Here is a 17,874-nt window from a genome sequence, read left to right on the forward strand (position 1 = left end):
GTAGAGCGGCACCGTGCCGATCGGCACCGGCGAATTGCGCACGATCCATTCGCGGATATTGTGGATGTTGCGGCCGGTCGACAGGTCCATCACCGTATCGGCACCCCAGCGGATCGCCCAAACCATCTTTTCGACCTCTTCGGCCATCGACGAGGTGACGGCGGAATTGCCGATATTGGCGTTGATCTTCACCAGGAAATTGCGGCCGATGACCATCGGCTCGCTTTCGGGATGGTTGATGTTGGATGGGATGATGGCGCGACCGCGCGCCACCTCGTCGCGCACGAATTCGGGCGTCACGAAATCAGGAATCACTGCGCCGAAGCTCTCACCGTCGCGTTGAAGCTTCGAACGCAACTGCTCTCGGCCGAGATTTTCGCGGATGGCGACGAATTCCATTTCCGGCGTGATGATGCCGGCGCGCGCATAGGCGATCTGGGTGACGGCACGGCCGGTGGCGGCGCGAAATGGCCGGTTGCGTACAGGAAACTCCGGCGTCAGGCGATCGGCGGAGACGAAGCCATTGTCTTCGGGCTTGATCGTGCGGCCCTCGTAGGGTTCCACATCGCCGCGTGCCTCTATCCATGTCTCGCGCAGGCGCGGCAGGCCGTGCTCGATATCGGTTTTCACCGATGCGTCGGTGTAAGGACCCGACGAATCGTAGACCGTGACCGGCGGCTCGCCGGCGCTCGGGTGCACCGAGATCTCGCGCATGGGCACCTGAAGGTCCGGGTGAAGCTGCCCGGGCTTGTGGACTTTTTTCGAAGCGGGAAGTTCGCCGACGGTGACGGTCGGAGTGTGGGCATTCATGAGTGAGCCTCCTTGCTCGAGTGCAACGGAGACCCAGTCCACGCGATGAGGAGGAAGTGACGCTGCGCATGGAAGACGGACATTGCCCGAATGCCGAAGCCGGATTGCCGACCCGCGAAGCCTCGCACCGTCCCTACGCCAGTATGAACTGGATCAGGTTCAACGGGTCACTGCGCGCTATAGCAGTATCTCAGCCCCTTGCCGGGACTCCCCTGGTGAGGCGCTCAGCTTGGATCATGCGAGGCCACTCTGTCAACGCACGAGCCGGTGGTGCTGTTGGGACAATCTGCCGCTGGTCATGGATTGGAGCAGATGACGCCGGATAGGCACGGTCATCCACCCCACAAAGCCGGTGACGCTGGATAAATACCGAATGTCACCCTGCTGCTACGCCGCTTGGCGCGATGTTCCTAAGAAGATACATCGGCTCATCCCAAGGAGTTTTTCTGTGTCGGGCATCACCAGTTCGCTACTTCGTCATCTCACACAGCCGGGTCTGTTCGCCTCGCTTGATCGCGTGGCATCCCGAGGTGACGAGGATCGAAACGTGTTCCAGGTCTTCAATCCCTCGACAGGCGAATTGCTCGCTGATCTCCCGGATATGGACGTCGAGCAGACGAAGGCCGCGATCGATAGGGCCTATGCCGCACAAGTCAAATGGGCAGCTCTGACCGCCCGCGATCGCAGCGACACATTGTGGCGCTGGCACCAGCTGATCCTTGATCACACCAATGACCTGGCTGCAATCCTGACCGCCGAAATGGGCAAGCCGCTGCCCGAGGCAATATCGGAAGTCTTACATGCCGCCGCTTACTTGCAATGGTACGCGGAAGAAGCCAATCGCATCTATGGCGAGACGATTTCCGCGCCGTCGACGGATCGGCGAATGCTGGTGATCAAGCAGCCGATCGGCGTCGTTGGCACCATCACGCCCTGGAACTTTCCTGCCTCGATGGTTGCCCGCAAGATTTCACCGGCGCTCGCCGCTGGTTGCGCGATCATCCTGAAACCGGCTGAGCAGACCCCCCTCGTCGCCGGCGCGATGTTCGCGCTGGCGGTGGAGGCAGGTTTCCCCGAGGGCGTCGTAAATTTGATCTATGCCTCGCAGGGCCAGGCAGTGGGGCGTGAGCTTTGCGTCAATCCAAAGGTGCGCAAGATCAGTTTCACGGGCTCTACCGAAGTCGGGCGGTTGCTCATGCGCCAGTGCTCCGATCAGGTCAAGAAAGTCAGCCTTGAGCTCGGCGGGAACGCGCCTTTCATCGTCTTCGACGATGCCGATGTCGACGCCGCCGTCGACGGTGCAATCCAGGCAAAGTTTCGCAATGCCGGACAGACCTGCGTCTCCGCCAACAGGCTGTATGTGCAAGCCGGCGTGCATGAAGAATTCGCCTCGAAATTCACGGCGCGGGTTCGCTCGCTCCCGGTTGGGGACGGCTTCGAACCGGGTATCGCCATCGGGCCGCTGATCGACACGCAGGCGCTCGCCAAGATCGAGGCCCATATTGCCGATGCCATCCTAAAAGGCGGAGCGATCCGCTGCGGCGGAGGCCGAGCAAGGCTGGGCGGCACCTTTTTCGAGCCGACGGTTCTGACGGACATCACCAGCGACATGCTGCTGGCGCAAGAGGAGACCTTTGGGCCGCTCGCACCCATCATCCGCTTTAAGGATCCCGATCAGGTCGTGCGCGAAGCCAATGACACGATCTACGGCCTTGCTGCCTATTTCTATGCCTCCAATCTCAAGCGCGTCTGGCACGTGGCCGAGGCCCTCGAATACGGCATGATTGGCATCAACACCGGCCGGATGTCGTCCGAAGCCGCCCCCTTCGGTGGCATGAAGCAATCAGGGATTGGTCGTGAAGGTTCCCGACATGGCTTGGAGGAGTATCTCGAGATGAAGTATCTGTGTATGGGCGGAATCTAGCTCAAGCTTACTGGACCAGACTTCGCCACTCGGGCATCGGCCGAAGCTAAATGCCAACCACCAGCGCTCCTCCGGTAAGACCTGCGCCGGCTGCAGTCAGAAGCAGTTTCTCGCCAGGCCGAAAGGGATTGGCGCTGTGTGCAACAGACAGCGACAGCGGGATGGTTGCGGCCGACGAGTTCCCATAGCCGGCGATGGTCTTGACGATGCGCTCATCTGCCATGCCGAGTGATTTGCCGACGGCGTTGAAGATGCGGGCATTTGCCTGGTGCGGCACAAAACGGGTGACGTCCGACGCCAAAAGGCCGGCTGCCCCCAGCGCCTCCAAGGAACAGCGGCTCATCATCTCCACAGCCTTGGCAAAGACGTCGCGGCCGTTCGTGATCGTCATGCGGGTTTCGGCAATGTCGATTTCTTGCGCAAACGGACGGTTGCTGCCGCCCGCGGGAATGTGGATCAGGCCGTAAGCGGAGCCGTCCGAGGCAAAGGAAGAGCCGAGGATGCCGTGAGCTGGATTGCTTGACGGGGTGAGCACCACGGCGCCAGCGGCGTCGGCGAACAGAACGGCGCTCGCCCGCTCGGCTGGATTGATCCGGCGGCTTAAAATATTCGCGGCGATGACGATGGCCGGCTTGTTGTTGAGACGCACGAAGCCATCGGCGAAAGCCATGGCGTAGACGAAACCCGCGCAGGCCCCGGCGAGGTCGACACCGCCTGCCTTTTCGAGGCCGAGCCTGTGCGCCACCAGTGGCGCGCTAGGCGGCAGCAGATGATCAGGCGTCGAAGTCGCAAGCACAAGCAGCCCGATCTGCTTGCGATCGATACCGGCGTTCTGCAACGCCATCTCGCCTGCCTTTGTCGCCAGTCCGGAAAGCGTGTCGCCGGGCTCTGCCCAGAAGCGCGAGCGGATACCGGTGCGCGCCTCGATCCAGCCAGCCTCCAGCCCGAGGCTTGCCTCGATCTCGGCGTTGTCCACCGTGCGCGCCGGCACGTGATGGCCGAGGCCTGTGATGCGCGCCGTGCGGTTCATCTCTTGTCGCCCGCAAGTCCGGCCGCCTCGTCGATAGCGTCGTAGAGCCGGTCAAGCTCGCTCGAAGTCACGCAATAGGGCGGCAGCACATAGATGACGTTGCCGAGTGGCCTGACCAGCAAGCCGCGCTCGAGGAAGAAGGCGCGCAGCCTTGGGCCGACCGCGGCGAGATAGCCGGCATTGCCGACGCGGAGGTCGAGCGCGGCGATGGTGCCGGTCGTGCGCACATTCTCGAAACGCGGATCCTTTTTGAATCGCGCCACCTTTTGCGCCTGCACGCGTGACAGGGCGGCCACGCGTGCCGCCACTGGCTCGCTGTTCCAGATGGCGACATTGGCGAGGGCCGCCGCGCAGGCGATAGGGTTGGCCGTATAGGAGCTGGAATGGAAGAAGGTCCTTGCACGGTCGTTGGAGTAGTGCGCGCGGAAGATCGCATCGGTGGCAAGCGTCGCCGCGAGCGGCAGCGAGCCGCCCGTCAGCCCCTTGGACGTGCACAAGATGTCGGGCGCGATCCCTGCCTGTTCGCAGGCGAACATGGTGCCGGTGCGGCCCCAGCCGGTCATGACTTCGTCGGCGATGAAAAGCGTGTCGGAGCGCTCTGCAATAAGTTTGAGCTCGGCAAGGACTGAAGCCGGATACATCAGCATGCCGCCGGCGCCGAGCACCAGCGGCTCGACGATCAGCGCGGCAACCTTGGCGTCGCGTGTCAGCCGTTCGAAGGCATCGAGCGTCCTCTGCTCCTGGCCCGCCGCGGGGAAGGGGATGGTGTCGACCTCGAACAGCAGGGGCTCGTAAGCGGCGTTGAAGACGCCGCGCGCGCCGACGCTCATCGTGCCGATGGTGTCGCCGTGATAGCTGTGCTCCATGACGACGATGCGCGAGCGCGGCGCGCCGTTGTTGCGATGAAAGCCGAGTGCCATCTTCAGCGCCACCTCGACGCTGGTCGAGCCGCTGTCGGAGTAGAAGACCCAGTCGAGACCCGCCGGCGTCATGTCGACCAAAGCCGACGCCAATCGCTCTGCCGGCTCGTGGCTGAGGCCGGCGAAGATCACCTGGTCGAGCGTCTCGGTGGCGTCCCGGATCGCCTCCACGATCTTGGGGTGGCGATGGCCGTGCGTGATGACCCACCAGGAGGAGATTGCATCGAGTATGCGCTTGCCGTCGAGCGTAACAACATACGCGCCCTCGGTGCGCGCGATCATCGGCGGAACCGGCTCGGTGGCATGCTGGGTGAAGGGATGCCAGACAGCGGAGCGGCTCAATGTGTGGCCTCCGTGAATTCGGCGACATTGAACGAAGCCCGCATAGCCGCAGCAAGTGCTGCGGGCGTCAGCGGGTCAAGGCGCGGCAGGCGACCAAGTACGCGCACCTTGCCCATTTCGGCGATCGTCCTTTGCGTATCGGCCATCTCGTCACCGATGAACGCGATGCCGAGCAACGGTATCGACCGGACACGCAGAGCCTCGAGCGAAAGCAAGGTATGATTGATGGTGCCGAGCGCGGTGCGAGCGCAAAGAATGATCGGCAGTTGCCAGTCGCGGAAAATATCGATGAACCTCGTCTGCCGATTGAGCGGCACCATCAATCCGCCAGCACCCTCGATGATGAGCGGGCCCGGCAACTTCGGCAGCGAGAACTTTGCCGCCTCGATCGCGACGCCATCGATTTCGGCCGACCGGTGCGGCGACAGAGGCATCGTCAGACGATACACCTCCGGCAGGACGCGGCCTGAAGGTAGGCCAGAAAGCCGGGCAACGACCTCACTGTCGGTCTCCTCATCGAGGCCCGATTGCACCGGCTTCCAATAAAAACCGTCGAGCAGTCCCGCCAGACCGGCCGCAAACACCGTCTTGCCGATACCGGTGTCCGTTCCGGTCACGATGAAGCTTGCCGTCATCGCGTGCGCTCCCATTCTTCGGCGAGCGCATCGAACAGCGCCGAAACGTCTTCCTCGCCGACATTCAGCGTCAGCGAAATGCGCAGCCTCGCCGTGCCCTCTGGCACGGTTGGCGGGCGGATGCCGCGCACGTCGAATCCACGTGCCTGCAAAGCCTGCGCCAGCGCCATGGTGCCTCGGTTGTCGCCGACGATGATCGGCAGGATCTGCGAACCGCTCGCAGGCAGACCGAGGCCCTCGGCCCTCTTGCCTGCAAGCGCGACCAGTCTCGCCAGCCGCTCACGGCGTTCCGGCTCATCGGCAAGTATGTCCAAGGCGGTTGCCGTCGCCACCGCCATCAGCGGCGAGGGCGCTGTGGCGTAGATGAAGGGCCGGCAGCGATTGACCAGATAATCGCAAAGCACCGCCGGTGCGGTGACCAGCGCGCCGGACGCGCCCAGCGCCTTACCGCAGGTGTGCAGCACCACGACATTGTCGCGCCCTTCGAGATCGTGCGCGAGCCCGCGCCCTTCCGGGCCACAGACGCCGGTGGCATGCGCCTCGTCCACGAACAGGAATGCGTCGTGCCGGTCCGCGACGTCGATCAATTCGCCGAGCGGCGCCCGGTCGCCATCCATGCTGTAGAGGCTCTCGACCAGGATCCAGGCGCGGCCGGCGCCGCCTCTTGCGCGCCAAGCCTCGATCGCTTCGTCCACCGCGTTCGTGTCGTTGTGGGCGGCTTCCGTCACTTCCGCACGGCCGGCTCGTGCGCCCTCATGCGCGCTGGCATGGACGAGTTCGTCCAGCACGATCAGATCGCCCTTCTGGGGCAAGGTCGTGAGCACCGCGAAATTGGCAACATAGCCGCCGCCGAAGAACAGCGCGCGCTCGGCGCCGAAGAAGCCGGCCGCCTTGGCTTCGAGCGCCTCATGTTCGGGGTCGTTGCCGCGCAGCAGCCGCGAGCCGGTAGCACCTACGGGGGTGCCGGCGGCGAGTGCCGCTGCGACCGCCGCCGCCATACGCTTGGAGCGCGCAAGACCGAGATAGTCGTTGGAGGCGAAGTCGAACCCGACGCGACCGCTCAGGGCGCGCAACCGGTTCTTGCGGGCAAGACCGCTCAAAGTTGTCTCGTAGCGGTCGAGCGCGCGGCCGTTCGCTCGGCCATTCACTGGGCCTCGTGCTCCATCGGCTTGATGCCCAGCCGTCGGAACAGGGCGCTGTCCTTGTCTTCACCGGGGTTTTCGGCGGTCAGCAAAGTATCGCCGACAAAGATGGAGTTGGCCCCTGCGAAGAAGCACAGCGCCTGCATCTCGTCGCTCATGGCCGTGCGGCCGGCCGAGAGCCGCACATGCGATTTCGGCATCATGATGCGGGCAAGCGCGATGGTGCGCACGAACTCGATCGGCTCGATAGGGTCGGCCTCGCCAAGCGGCGTGCCTTCGATCGGGATCAGCATGTTGATCGGCACGCTGTCGGGTGGCTCCGGCAGGTTGGCGAGCGTGACCAGCATGTCGATGCGGTCGGCCTTCTCCTCGCCCATGCCGACGATGCCGCCGCAGCAGACCTTCATGCCGCTGTCGCGGACATTGGCCAGCGTGTCCAGCCGGTCGGCGAAGGTCCGCGTCGAGATCACCTCTGAGTAGTAGCGCTCGGAGGTGTCGATGTTGTGGTTGTAATAGTCGAGGCCAGCCTGCTTGAGGCGCTGTGCCTGGCCGAGGTCGAGCATACCGAGCGTCATGCAGGTCTCCATGCCGAGCGCCTTCACGCCTTCGACCATGGCGACCACGGCGTCCATGTCGCGCTCCTTGGGGTTGCGCCAGGCGGCGCCCATGCAATAGCGCGTAGCCCCCGCATCGCGCGCCTTCGTCGCTTCGGCGATGACGCGTTTGACCTCCATCAGCTTCGAGGCCTTGAGTCCGGACTGATGACGCGAGGACTGGCTGCAATAGCCGCAATCCTCGGGACAGCCGCCGGTCTTGATCGAGAGCAGGCGTGACAGCTGCACCCGGTTGGGATCGAAATTCTCCCGATGGATGGTCTGGGCCCGGAACAGCAGGTCGTTGAAAGGCAGGTCGTAGATTGCCTGCGCCGCTTGCCGGTTCCATTGAGGCGAGGCCCCCTGGATCGATCCGGCGTCCGCGTTCAGGTGCAATTCGGCGTTCATACCACCTCCATCGTCTGGATGTCCATTTCGACCAACGAGCATCGAAACCATCGACCAACCCGATCAGTTTTTGCCGCCTCACGAGCGCCGGTTTCTGTCCAAGGGCCTCGCGCTCCGGTCAACGGCATGTTTCGCTAACGGCAATCCAGTCCAATATCAAGGATCGGCGCGCTATGGGTGATCCAGCCGACCGAAATCAGGTCGACGCCCGTTGCGGCAATCGCACGCGCCGTCTGAGCTGTCACCCGGCCCGACGCCTCGGTGATCGCGCGGCCGCCGACCATTGCCACCGCCTCTGTCAGCTGCTCGACCGACATGTTGTCCAGCAGTACGGCATCGACGTTGGCCGCCAGCGCCATGTCGAGTTGATCGAGCGTATCGACCTCGACCTCGATCTTCACCATGTGGCCTGCGGCCGTCCGCGCGCGCTTGACGGCCGTGCGGATGTCGCCGGCGATCGCGATGTGATTGTCCTTGATGAGCACGGCGTCGTCGAGGCCGAAGCGATGATTGGTGCCGCCACCGGCGCGCACCGCGTATTTCTCCAACGCGCGCAGACCGGGCGTGGTCTTTCGCGTGCAGACGATCTTGGCCTTGTGATCTCGCACGGCTTCCACAACAGCCGCGGTTTGCGTGGCGATGCCGCTGAGGTGGCAAAGAAAGTTCAACGCCGACCGCTCCGCGGTAAGCAGCGCGCGCGCAGGTCCGCGCACGGTGGCGATGACATCGCCGCCCGAGAGGGAGGAGCCGTCCGGATAAACCACGGTGATCTCGGTCCGCGGGTCGATCAGTTCGAAGGCGAGCGTGGCGACATCGAGGCCGGCGATCACGCCAGGCTGTCGTGTCGCGAGCACCATCGTCGCTATTGCATCCGCCGGAACGATCGCGTCGGTGGTGAGATCGCCGGCGCGGCCTAAGTCTTCGAGCAGGGCAGCGCGCACCAGCGGCTCGACCATCACGCGCGGCAGGGCCAGCACCACGATCAAGCCCTCCTGCCGGGTAGCGCAACACCGTCGGATATGGTGTTGGAAAGGTTCGCTGAGGCCTCAAGCATCTCGTCGAGCGTCAACCGCAGCGATTGTGACTGGGCATTTCGTAGAGGGAAATCGGTGCGTAAATGCGAACCGCGGCTCTCCTCGCGACGAAGGGCGGCGATCGTCATCATCAGCGCGACAAGCGCGGGGTCGGAGCCGGCATCATGACCGGTGGCAATCGGCGCCAGCCTCGATGCTGCTTCGCGCAGCGTCTCGCCATCGCGCTCGATGCCGAGCGCGCGCGAGGCGATCGAACGGATGCGCGAGGCATCGGGGCGCGGCGGCACGATTGCCGGCTTCAGTGCCCTGTGCGCGCCTGGCGACGCGGCGGCGACGCTTATCGCAACCCAGGCTGCGGAGACAACGGCTTCGAGCAGCGAGTTACTGGCAAGACGGTTGGCCCCGTGCAGCCCGGTGCGGGCGACCTCGCCGCAGGCCCACAGGCCGCGCACCGAACTGCAGCCTTCGGTGTCCACGGCCACACCACCCATATGATAATGGGCCGCGGGGCGCAGGGGGATCGGCTGGATGGCCGGATCGATGCCTGCCTCGCGGCACAGTAGCGAAATCGCCGGAAAGCGCTCGGCAAATCTCGGACCGAGACACTGCCGGGCGTCGAGGAACACGCGATGTCCGGCGCGGAGCTGGCGCCATACGCCTCGCGCCACGACGTCTCGCGGCGCGAGTTCGCCCCCGGGTGTGTCGGCGAGGAATCGCCGGCCGCGCTCGTCGATGAGCAAAGCACCTTCGCCGCGCACAGCTTCGCTGACCAACGGCATCGGGCGCAGCGGGCCGTCGAGCGCGGTCGGGTGGAACTGGATGAATTCGAGATCGGCGAGTTCGGCACCGGCACGCGCGGCAAGCGCCAAGCCCTGGCCGAATGAGCCGAGCGGGTTGGTCGTATGATCGAACAGGCCGCCTATGCCGCCGGTCGCGAGCACTACGCGGTTCGTCGAGAGCTGGATTGCTTCCCTATTTCCAACGGCAAGTACGCCGGCGATTTCGCCGTCCTCGACAAAAAGATGCCGAACCTCGGCGCCTTCAAAGACGGCGATCGAGGCTGTCTTTCGCACGGCGGCTGCGAGCGCGCGGACCAGTTCGCGACCAGTGGCGTCACCGCCGGCATGGACGATCCGCCGGCGCGAATGCGCGGCCTCAAGCCCGAGCAGAAGCGCGCCGTCGCGAGCACGGTCGAAAGCAGCGCCCAACCGCCCGAGATGCTCGATCGCCTGCGGTGCCGCTTCGACGACACGCCTCGCTAATGCCTCGTCGCAAAGCCCGTCGCCGGCTGCGAGCGTGTCGGCAAGATGCAGGTCCGCGCTGTCATCGCTGCCGAGGCTCGCCGCGATTCCACCCTGGGCGAGGATGCTGGAAGCCTCACCTCCGAGCGGGGCCTTGGTGATCAGCACCACCGGTTCCGGGGCAAGACGAAGCGCCGTCATCAGCCCCGCAATGCCGCCGCCGATAATGATCGGCCGGCCGTTGAGGTCGTGCCTGGTCATATGGTGAGCATCCGCTCCACGGCCCGGCGCGCTCGATCCGCGACGCCAGGATCGATGGTCACGATGTGGCGGTTCTCCTTGAGTGCTACGCGGATATTGGCGAGCGTTATGCGCTTCATGTGCGGGCAGAGATTGCACGGGCGCACGAAGTCGACGTCGGGATGCTCGACGGCGACATTGTCGCTCATCGAGCATTCGGTCATCAGTACGACGCGTGCCGGCTTGTGCCGTCCGACATAGTCGGACATCGCCGCCGTCGAGCCGGCGAAGTCCGCCTCGGCGACGACCTCCGGCGGGCACTCGGGATGGGCAAGCACCGTGACGCCGGGATGCGCGTCGCGCAGCTCGCGTATGTCGGCGGCGCTGAAGCGCTCATGCACTTCGCAATGCCCCTTCCAGGCGATGATCTCTACCTTTGTCTGCGCCGCGATGTTCCTTGCCAGATATTCGTCAGGCAGCATGATCACCTTTGGCACGCCGAGCGATTCCACGATCGCCAGCGCATTGCCCGAGGTGCAGCAGATGTCTGACTCGGCTTTCACGGCGGCGGAGGTGTTGACATAGGTCACGATCGGCACCCCGGGATGGCGCTGCCGCATCAGCCGCACATCCGAAGCCGTGATTGAATCGGCAAGCGAACAGCCGGCGCCGAGATCCGGAATGAGCACAGTCTTGCCCGGATTGAGCAGCTTCGCCGTCTCGGCCATGAAATGCACGCCGGCGAGCACGATGATGTCCGCCTCAACTGACATCGCCTTGCGGGCGAGTGCCAGGCTGTCGCCAACAATGTCGGCCACGCAATGGAAGATCTCGGGCGTCTGGTAGTTGTGCGCCAGAATGACGGCATTGCGTTCGCGCTTCAGCGCAAGGGTGGCCTCGATGTCGCCGGCGAATGCCGGCCATTCAATCGGCGGGATCACCCGCCGGACGCGCTCATAGAGGGGGGCGGCGGTCGAAGGTAGGGCGGGCATCGGCGCTCCAATTATTCTCACAATGAGTATAATTTGGATATAAACTTACTATGAGAATAATGGCTGTCAAGCGCGCGAAAGTGGCAATTTTGTTCCTGCGGCAACCCGCTCGTCGAGGACCGCATGTCGGAAGCGATAAAGTTTGGCGGGTCGCCCCACTGTGTCGGCAGTCGTTTGGCCCGTCTCCTCGACCAGGTCCTGCTGTTCGATGAGGCGGCGGAAGTTCGGCTTGTGTACCAGCCTTCCGGAAAGCGCCTCGACGGTGCGCTGCAATTGCAGGAACGTGAAGACAGCCGGCATGAGCTCGAACACGACGGGCCGGTATTTGATCTTGGAGCGAAGGCGGCCAATGCCCGTTGCCAGGATGCGACGATGATCCGCTATCATCGGCGTCCCGGGTATCGGCAGGGATCGAGTTTGCCCCAGGCCACGGGTCGCTTCTTCGACCAGGGCCGCCTCGTAGAGGAGTTCATAGCGCTGCAGCGCAAGTTCCTCATTCCAGTCACGACCGCCCAGTCCGAAGGCGAATGAGGCCCGTTGCTGGCGCTCGCGCCGCATCGGTTCGGAGCCAGCTTCGCTTGCCCAGGCAAGAAGGCGTGGCTCCAGCACTTCCGAAATTATTGTCGGCACACCCGTGCGATGGTCTTCCCAGGGGAAGAAATCGTACCAGCTGCGCCAAAGGCGTCTGCGCAAGCCGACGGAATGCTCGGCACGCGTCAGGGCAAGATAGCTGATCGAGATCACCCGCTGTTGGCGCTCTTCACCGATCCGGTCTCGGTCGGCAAACGTGTAGAGTTGCTCGATGTAGCCGAGCTGGTGGCCGGTCTGATGTTCCACCCATCCTCGCAGCCCGGACTGCAGCGAGCGATGGCCATGCTCGAAGGGACCCGATGGCAAGGCATCGCCGGCCCCAACGGCAAGCACACTTGGACCATGCTCGGTCATCGCCACAACGACAGCGATCAAGTCCACGCTTGCATCGTGGGCCTTGCTCGAACGCTTAGCCTTGCTGCCGGTCGCTGCCTGGTCCTGCATGATCTCCCGCGCGTCAGTCAGCACTGGTCGAGAAGCTGAATCGGTTCGGTAGGAAGGTGGACTGCGACCGCTGCGCGGTCAACGGCCCTGGATCGGTCCTCATCGGCCGCAGCCGGTGCTTAGCGTCACTGGCGGCTTGAAAATTAAAGCACTTGCGCCTCGGTTTCGCGACGGCGCCGTCATCATTGAAAAAAGAAGGGGCGCAGCCCATCCGTGACAACACCGTGCCGGTCTCGGCGTTTTGGTTAGGCCCGCCTCTGCCCCTTCCCCTCCGACAAGCGGTTCAGGTATGTTTTGGTAGGCAAAGACCCGAGATGCCCTCACTTCGCGCACGATACCGATCGAGATCAGGTGCTCAAGCGCTGAATTCATCGTGCACGGTTCCTGCCGACGGAAGGGTCTTTTCGTTAGCTTTAGTCTAACAAAAGGATATCGCCTGATCCTTTTCTTATAAGCAGTTTGTATACGGCTTGTTTCGTTTTAACGGGCTTCGCAGCGTTCTAATCGTCGTCAAGTCGTGATGGCGCCTGCGCGCTGATAGCGCGCACCGGGTGCTCGTGAACCGAGCCCGCTTCTCTTCGACAGCCTCAGGCGGCCATTCGGCTTCGACCCCTGGCACAGGCAGCCCTTGCGGGCTGTGACGGTCGCCGCCCATTGGGCGGCGCTGTCATTTTTGGGTTGGCCTCCCGGCGGCGCGGGGTGGGCGGCTCTCCCTTCTAGGCCCACCGCGGCGGCCCGCAACCCTTCGCGTTCCGCTCAGGGTCCTCCACTGGCGTTCCGGTCCTTTCGGATGCTGGCCACCTCTGACGGTGGGCCTTTCCGGTCGTTTTCGCCGCCCACCTCGCTTCCGGGGAGGGCGCAGCGAGATTGGCGAGCGGAGAAAAAAATCATGCGCAGAAACGGCAAACATAGCGCTAGCGGAGAAGTGGGGGGCAAACGGAGTGAGCCACAAAGGGCCAGCCTATATTGCGAGATTACGGATCGGATCATCGCTGATCTGGAGCGCGGTTCGGTGCCTTGGGTCAAGCCTTGGGGTGCGGCCAAGGCCGGCCTTGGGCTGCCGAAGAACGCCGCCACCGGGCGCTTCTATTCCGGCATCAACATCCTGATCCTGTGGGGCGCTGTCATAGAGCGCGGCTATGCCGGCCAGAACTGGCTTACCTTCCGGCAGGCGCTTTCGCTTGGCGGTGCTGTCAGGAAAGGTGAGCACGGCACGACCATCGTTCACGCCGACCGTTTCATCCCGAAGAACGAGAAGGAACGCGCCAAGGCCGAGGACACCGAGCCGCAGGCAATCCCGTTTCTCAAGCGATTCACCGTCTTCAACGTCGCGCAGTGCGACGGCTTGCCCGCGCATCTTTACAGCCAGCCTGAGCCGCTGCCCGAACGCCAGATCATCCCGCAGGCCGAGGCGCTGGTTAGGGCTTCCGGCGCGGATATCCGCATCGGCGGCGACCGCGCTTTCTACATGCCGTCCGGCGATTTCGTGCAGCTACCGCCGCAGCCGGCATTCTTCGATCAGATCAACTATTACCGCACCTGCTTTCACGAGCTTGGCCATTGGACGGGGCATCCGAGCCGGCTCGCGCGTGACTTCTCCGGCATCTTCGGGAGCAAGGCTTACGCGCGCGAGGAATTGGTCGCGGAGATCACGGCTGCCTTTACCTGCTCGACGTTGGGCATCGAGCCGACCGTGCGCCATGCAGACTATATCGCTTCATGGCTCGAGGTTTTGCGCGAGGATAACCGCGCCATTTTCCGCGCCGCAAGCCTTGCATCCAAAGCCGCCGATTTCTTGCTTGGCTTTCAGGCAGACGCCGAGAGCAACAGCCCCGAAGGGATCGCGGCATGAGCGCCCTGCGACCCCGTTCCGCTGCGGAGCGAGCCGACGCCGGAAGGCGAGCAGATGCTGGTTCCCGATGCGCGCCCGGTCACCACGCGCGACCGGCGTGGGCTTCGCTTGGCCGCGCCGATGCGCCCGCGCGCGGCGCAGAAGCCGCTCGATATCGGTCTCTTTGATGAGGCCAAACGCAACCAGCTCGACCTGTTCTGACCCTGCCAACCTGTTCCAACAAGGACGTTTTGCCATGCTCCTGGTCACCGACGAATTGCGCTTGCTGCCCATCGCCAACGGCGGGGCGCAAGTCGAAACCGACCATGTTCCGGTCGTCAAACTGTTCAATCCGGTTGGCAGGGCGACCTGGCTTCTGACCGAGCTCGATGCCGATGGCGACACGCTGTTTGGACTTTGCGACCTCGGTTTCGGCTTCCCCGAACTCGGCAGCGTCAGCCTTGCCGAACTCCAATCGGTCAAGGGACCGATTGGCATCGGCATCGAGCGCGACCTCTCTTTCGCCGCGCGGTTTCCGCTCTCGGTCTACGCCGAGGCAGCGCGCCGTGGCAGCCGCATCACCGAGGCCGAACGGCTTTTGCGGCAGGCCGCCGCCGCGCTCGAAATCCCAACACCAGAGCTTCCGCCCGACCGGGCGGAATGACCGCGCCATAGTGCGCAAAACCACCCCGCCGCCGCTCGGCCTTCGGCCTCGCGGTGGGGCTTTTCAAGCCCAGACAAAGGAGAAGAGAAATGCAGCTTGCCCACGTTTCCATCGACCAGTTGAGCGTTTCCGCGATCAACATGCGCCACTCAAAACGCGCGCCCGACATTTCCGATATCCTGCCGTCGGTCAGGGCGCGCGGCGTCCTGGTGCCGCTGCTGATCAGGCCCAACGGCTCGCCGGATACTTTCGAAATCGTCGCTGGGCGGCGGCGCTATTTCGCGGCCAAAACAGTTGCCGACGAGCGCGGCCAGGCCGAACCCTTGCCATGCGCCATCATGGAGGAGGGCGACGATGCCGATGCGCTCGAAGCGTCGTTGATTGAGAACATCGCTCGCCTCGACCCTGACGAGGTTTCGCAATGGGAAACCTTCACCCGCCTGATCAAGGAAGGACGCAGCGTTGCCGATATCGCCGCCACCTTCGGCCTCACCGAGCCTCAGGTGAAGCGCATTCTGGCCCTTGGCGACCTGCTGCCGAAAATCCGCGAGGCCTATCGCCGCGAGGAGATCGACGTCGAGACGGTGCGCCATCTCACAATGGCTTCCAAGGCGCAGCAGAAGGACTGGCTGGCGCTCTTTAATGATCCCGACAACCGAGCCCCGCGCGGCTGGCAGTTGAAGCAATGGCTGTTCGGCGGCCAGTCGATCTCGACCAAGGTGGCGCTGTTCCCGGTCGAGGACTATCCCGGCCTGATTGTGTCGGACCTGTTCGGCGAGGACAGCTTCTTCGCCGATGCCGACTTGTTCTGGCTCAAGCAGAACGAGGCGATTGCCGCCCGGGGCGAGGCCTATCTGGAGGCCGGTTGGGTGGACGTGACCGTGCTCGAACCCGGCCAGTACTTTCACTCGTGGGATTACGAAAAGACGCCCAAGAAGAAGGGCGGCAAGGTCGTCATCACCGTCTCGCAGCGCGGCGAGGTCGAGGCTCATGAAGGCTACCTGTCGCGCAAGGAAGCCCGCCACGCCCGCTCGCAAGGCGAGGCCGGCGAGGACGTCGAAACGCCGGCAAAACCGTCGCGACCGGAACTCAGCGGACCGATGCAGAACTATGTCGATCTGCATCGTCACGCCGCTGTCCGTACCGCTTTGCTCGACCATCCGGGTCTCGCGATGCGGCTAATGGTGGCTCACGCCGTTGTCGGGTCCAGCCTGTGGACGGTGCGCGTCGAGCCGCAGCGCGCTGCCAACGAGGCGGTGGCCGCCAGCATCGCCACCTGCAAGGCGCAAACGGCTTTCGCCGAGAAGCAGCGCGCGGTTTTGGCCTTGCTCGGCGCGCTCGACGAGGAGGGTCCGGTGGCGGGCGGCAACGGCGACGAGTTCGCGCTGGCCAGCGTCTTTGCCCGTCTGCTGGCGCTTTGCGACGAAGATGTCTTGCGCATCCTCGCGCTGGTCATGGCCGAGACGCTTAGCGCCGGCAGCGCCATCGTCGAGGCGCTCGGCAATCATCTTGGCCTCGACATGCGCGGCTGGTGGCAGCCGGACGACGCCTTCTTCGACCTGCTGCGCGACAAGCAAGTCGCCAACGAATTGCTCGCCGATGTCGGCGGCAGGCTGGTCGCCGACGGCAATGCATCGGAGAAGCTGAAGACGCAAAAGAAGATCGTGCGCGACTTCCTGTCCGGCGAGAACGGCAGAGAGAAAGTCGACGGCTGGTTGCCGCGCTGGATGGCGTTCCCGGTGTCGAGCTACACCGAACGCGGCGGCTTCCGCACCGCCGATCAGTGGTCGAAGGTTCAGACGCTGTTCGTGTCTGAATGATCATCGCATGACGGGCGGCGGCGTTTCTGGCGTCGCCTGCTCGGCCGCTTGTTGGGCCGCATCGAGTGCCCAGCACCTTCCTTCCAGAGACCGCAGCGCCAGTCCCTTCTTAGCCGCGCACACCGTCCACCGTTTCCCCGAAACACCCGGTCTGGTGGTGGCAATTGTCGCCTGCTGTCTGGGCACGATGGCGATGGCGGCGCGGACCGGAGCGTCCGCATTCCTGTCATCGCCTTGACCTCTGCCTGGCTGCGACGACCGTGTCTGCCTGTCTCCAATGCTGGCGCCAAGAACCATTCCCCTGCCGCTGGCTTGATGACCTATGGGCGGATCCGGCCCGCCCGAAACCCTCGGCCATCAACTTTCTTCCCCGCCGCCCGAGGCGGCTCCTCGCGCCCGCTTCGCTTCAAAAAAGCTGCCCGCTCGGGTCCTCCGCTGTCGCTGCGGCCCTTTGGGTTCAGGCGGGCCGGACGCGCCCATCACGGTCAGCCATCGCAGGGGAATGGTCCCCGGGCGACAAGCAAAATGGAGACTTGAAATGACCGCGATCGGATACGTCACCAAGCAGGACAACGGCGGCTACAAGGGCCAGATCAAGACGCTCAGCGTCCGCGCCGACATCGCCATCGTACCCAATCAGGGAAAGACCGCCGACACCCATCCAGACTTCCGGGTGCTGACGCAGGGCGTCGAGGTCGGCGCCGGCTGGGTCCGGACCGGCGAGGCTTCCGGCAAGGATTATGTGAGCCTGTCGATCGCAGCACCGGAGTTCGGCCCGCGCAAACTCTACGCCAATCTCGGCCGCGCCGCCGGCCAGGACGATGACGACACCTACGCCATCATCTGGAACCCGGCCGACTGATCGGCCCGGCCCTCGCGCCACCGGCGCGGGGGCCTTCGACGCGCTCTCCCGGCCATCACCACAGGCTCCGGGCCGACTCTTCGCCAATCGCGTCGGCGCCCCTTCGTCGACCCGAGGCTTCAGCAACCTGATCTGCGCCAGCCTCCCTGGAGCGGGAAGGGCGGGGGTTTAGCCTGATGGTCCCGCCCGACGCGCCAAAGCGACTGACGAGGCAAGAGCACCCCGCCCAAATCATCCGGGCGGGGCTTCATCGCGCTTTTGCGCGTGAACCCCACGGCCGTGCCACGATGGTCCTAGCCGTCCATCCGACTTGGTACCACGCACCTTTCCGACATCGAAATCCGCTATCGA

16 protein-coding genes and 1 riboswitch are annotated in these 17,874 nt (G+C 64.1%); of the genes, 6 read left to right on the top strand and 10 right to left on the bottom strand.

The genetic code is table 11. The annotated features are described in order from the left end of the window. Positions 1 to 810, bottom strand: an 810-nt coding sequence (locus tag QFZ88_RS26225; RefSeq protein ID WP_307420711.1) for a phosphomethylpyrimidine synthase ThiC, incomplete at its 3' end; no start/stop codon positions are given. 112 nt (positions 811 to 922) lie between these two features. Beyond that, a riboswitch (TPP riboswitch) is annotated at positions 923 to 1,034 on the bottom strand. Between the two features lie 233 nt (positions 1,035 to 1,267). On the opposite strand from QFZ88_RS26225, the gene QFZ88_RS26230 reads away from it, so the two are divergent. Next, positions 1,268 to 2,734 (top strand): NAD-dependent succinate-semialdehyde dehydrogenase, encoded by a 1,467-nt coding sequence (locus QFZ88_RS26230; RefSeq protein ID WP_065997397.1) that lies wholly within the window; start codon positions 1,268 to 1,270, stop codon positions 2,732 to 2,734. 46 nt (positions 2,735 to 2,780) lie between these two features. Here QFZ88_RS26230 and QFZ88_RS26235 read toward each other — a convergent pair whose 3' ends face one another. From QFZ88_RS26235 to QFZ88_RS26275, 9 genes are all read right to left on the bottom strand, one after another. Then, positions 2,781 to 3,764 carry a beta-ketoacyl-ACP synthase III gene (locus tag QFZ88_RS26235; RefSeq protein ID WP_065997108.1) on the bottom strand — a complete coding sequence of 328 codons (984 nt, stop codon included), beginning with the start codon at positions 3,762 to 3,764 and terminating at the stop codon, positions 2,781 to 2,783. Beyond that, positions 3,761 to 5,026, bottom strand: coding sequence for an adenosylmethionine--8-amino-7-oxononanoate transaminase (locus QFZ88_RS26240; protein WP_065997106.1), 1,266 nt, complete (start codon positions 5,024 to 5,026; stop codon positions 3,761 to 3,763). Before QFZ88_RS26240 ends, QFZ88_RS26235 begins: the two co-directional genes overlap by 4 nt. Continuing rightward, positions 5,023 to 5,661, bottom strand: coding sequence for a dethiobiotin synthase (bioD, locus tag QFZ88_RS26245; RefSeq protein WP_065997395.1), 639 nt, complete (start codon positions 5,659 to 5,661; stop codon positions 5,023 to 5,025). The genes QFZ88_RS26240 and bioD overlap by 4 nt, the downstream gene beginning before the upstream one ends. Next, entirely contained in the window at positions 5,658 to 6,809 is a 1,152-nt protein-coding gene (locus QFZ88_RS26250; protein WP_065997104.1) for an 8-amino-7-oxononanoate synthase, read from the bottom strand. Before QFZ88_RS26250 ends, bioD begins: the two co-directional genes overlap by 4 nt. Continuing rightward, entirely contained in the window at positions 6,806 to 7,804 is a 999-nt protein-coding gene (gene bioB, locus QFZ88_RS26255; RefSeq protein ID WP_065997102.1) for a biotin synthase BioB, read from the bottom strand. The genes QFZ88_RS26250 and bioB overlap by 4 nt, the downstream gene beginning before the upstream one ends. Positions 7,805 to 7,938: 134 nt before the next feature. Continuing rightward, complete coding sequence (gene nadC, locus QFZ88_RS26260) at positions 7,939 to 8,760, bottom strand: carboxylating nicotinate-nucleotide diphosphorylase (protein WP_065997393.1); 822 nt, start codon at positions 8,758 to 8,760, stop codon at positions 7,939 to 7,941. Positions 8,761 to 8,786: 26 nt separating this feature from the next. Then, positions 8,787 to 10,340 carry an L-aspartate oxidase gene (locus QFZ88_RS26265; protein WP_065997101.1) on the bottom strand — a complete coding sequence of 518 codons (1,554 nt, stop codon included), beginning with the start codon at positions 10,338 to 10,340 and terminating at the stop codon, positions 8,787 to 8,789. Then, the gene (nadA, locus tag QFZ88_RS26270; protein ID WP_065997100.1) at positions 10,337 to 11,311 is read right to left on the bottom strand and encodes a quinolinate synthase NadA; all 975 of its coding nucleotides are present in this window, start codon (positions 11,309 to 11,311) and stop codon (positions 10,337 to 10,339) included. Before nadA ends, QFZ88_RS26265 begins: the two co-directional genes overlap by 4 nt. A 66-nt stretch (positions 11,312 to 11,377) precedes the next feature. After that, complete coding sequence (locus QFZ88_RS26275) at positions 11,378 to 12,346, bottom strand: NUDIX hydrolase (protein WP_065997099.1); 969 nt, start codon at positions 12,344 to 12,346, stop codon at positions 11,378 to 11,380. Positions 12,347 to 13,235: 889 nt separating this feature from the next. Between QFZ88_RS26275 and QFZ88_RS26280 the strand changes: the two genes are divergently transcribed. From QFZ88_RS26280 to QFZ88_RS26300, 5 genes are all read left to right on the top strand, one after another. Continuing rightward, entirely contained in the window at positions 13,236 to 14,198 is a 963-nt protein-coding gene (locus QFZ88_RS26280; RefSeq protein WP_065997098.1) for an ArdC family protein, read from the top strand. Positions 14,199 to 14,252: 54 nt separating this feature from the next. Then, a complete protein-coding gene (locus QFZ88_RS26285; protein ID WP_307420713.1) occupies positions 14,253 to 14,399 on the top strand; it encodes a hypothetical protein in 147 nt (48 codons plus the stop codon). A 34-nt stretch (positions 14,400 to 14,433) separates the two neighbouring features. After that, a complete protein-coding gene (locus QFZ88_RS26290) occupies positions 14,434 to 14,841 on the top strand; it encodes a DUF2958 domain-containing protein (RefSeq protein ID WP_307420714.1) in 408 nt (135 codons plus the stop codon). 89 nt (positions 14,842 to 14,930) lie between these two features. Then, entirely contained in the window at positions 14,931 to 16,661 is a 1,731-nt protein-coding gene (locus tag QFZ88_RS26295; RefSeq protein WP_307420716.1) for a ParB/RepB/Spo0J family partition protein, read from the top strand. Between the two features lie 538 nt (positions 16,662 to 17,199). Then, the gene (locus QFZ88_RS26300; RefSeq protein WP_065997092.1) at positions 17,200 to 17,523 is read left to right on the top strand and encodes a DUF736 domain-containing protein; all 324 of its coding nucleotides are present in this window, start codon (positions 17,200 to 17,202) and stop codon (positions 17,521 to 17,523) included. Positions 17,524 to 17,874: the final 351 nt, after the last annotated feature.

This window comes from Mesorhizobium sp. YL-MeA3-2017 (assembly GCF_030814575.1).
GTDB lineage: Bacteria > Pseudomonadota > Alphaproteobacteria > Rhizobiales > Rhizobiaceae > Mesorhizobium > Mesorhizobium terrae.

Bases quoted from the DNA above. Each gene is read 5' to 3' on its own strand.
- bioB (WP_065997102.1), bottom strand. From the start codon at position 7,804: ATGAACGCCGAATTGCACCTGAACGCGGACGCCGGATCGATCCAGGGG.
- QFZ88_RS26295 (WP_307420716.1), top strand. From the start codon at position 14,931: ATGCAGCTTGCCCACGTTTCCATCGACCAGTTGAGCGTTTCCGCGATC.
- QFZ88_RS26290 (WP_307420714.1), top strand. From the start codon at position 14,434: ATGCTCCTGGTCACCGACGAATTGCGCTTGCTGCCCATCGCCAACGGC.
- QFZ88_RS26275 (WP_065997099.1), bottom strand. From the start codon at position 12,346: ATGCAGGACCAGGCAGCGACCGGCAGCAAGGCTAAGCGTTCGAGCAAG.
- QFZ88_RS26235 (WP_065997108.1), bottom strand. From the start codon at position 3,764: ATGAACCGCACGGCGCGCATCACAGGCCTCGGCCATCACGTGCCGGCG.
- nadA (WP_065997100.1), bottom strand. From the start codon at position 11,311: ATGCCCGCCCTACCTTCGACCGCCGCCCCCCTCTATGAGCGCGTCCGG.
- nadC (WP_065997393.1), bottom strand. From the start codon at position 8,760: ATGGTCGAGCCGCTGGTGCGCGCTGCCCTGCTCGAAGACTTAGGCCGC.
- bioD (WP_065997395.1), bottom strand. From the start codon at position 5,661: ATGACGGCAAGCTTCATCGTGACCGGAACGGACACCGGTATCGGCAAG.
- QFZ88_RS26265 (WP_065997101.1), bottom strand. From the start codon at position 10,340: ATGACCAGGCACGACCTCAACGGCCGGCCGATCATTATCGGCGGCGGC.
- QFZ88_RS26300 (WP_065997092.1), top strand. From the start codon at position 17,200: ATGACCGCGATCGGATACGTCACCAAGCAGGACAACGGCGGCTACAAG.
- QFZ88_RS26285 (WP_307420713.1), top strand. From the start codon at position 14,253: ATGCTGGTTCCCGATGCGCGCCCGGTCACCACGCGCGACCGGCGTGGG.
- QFZ88_RS26280 (WP_065997098.1), top strand. From the start codon at position 13,236: ATGCGCAGAAACGGCAAACATAGCGCTAGCGGAGAAGTGGGGGGCAAA.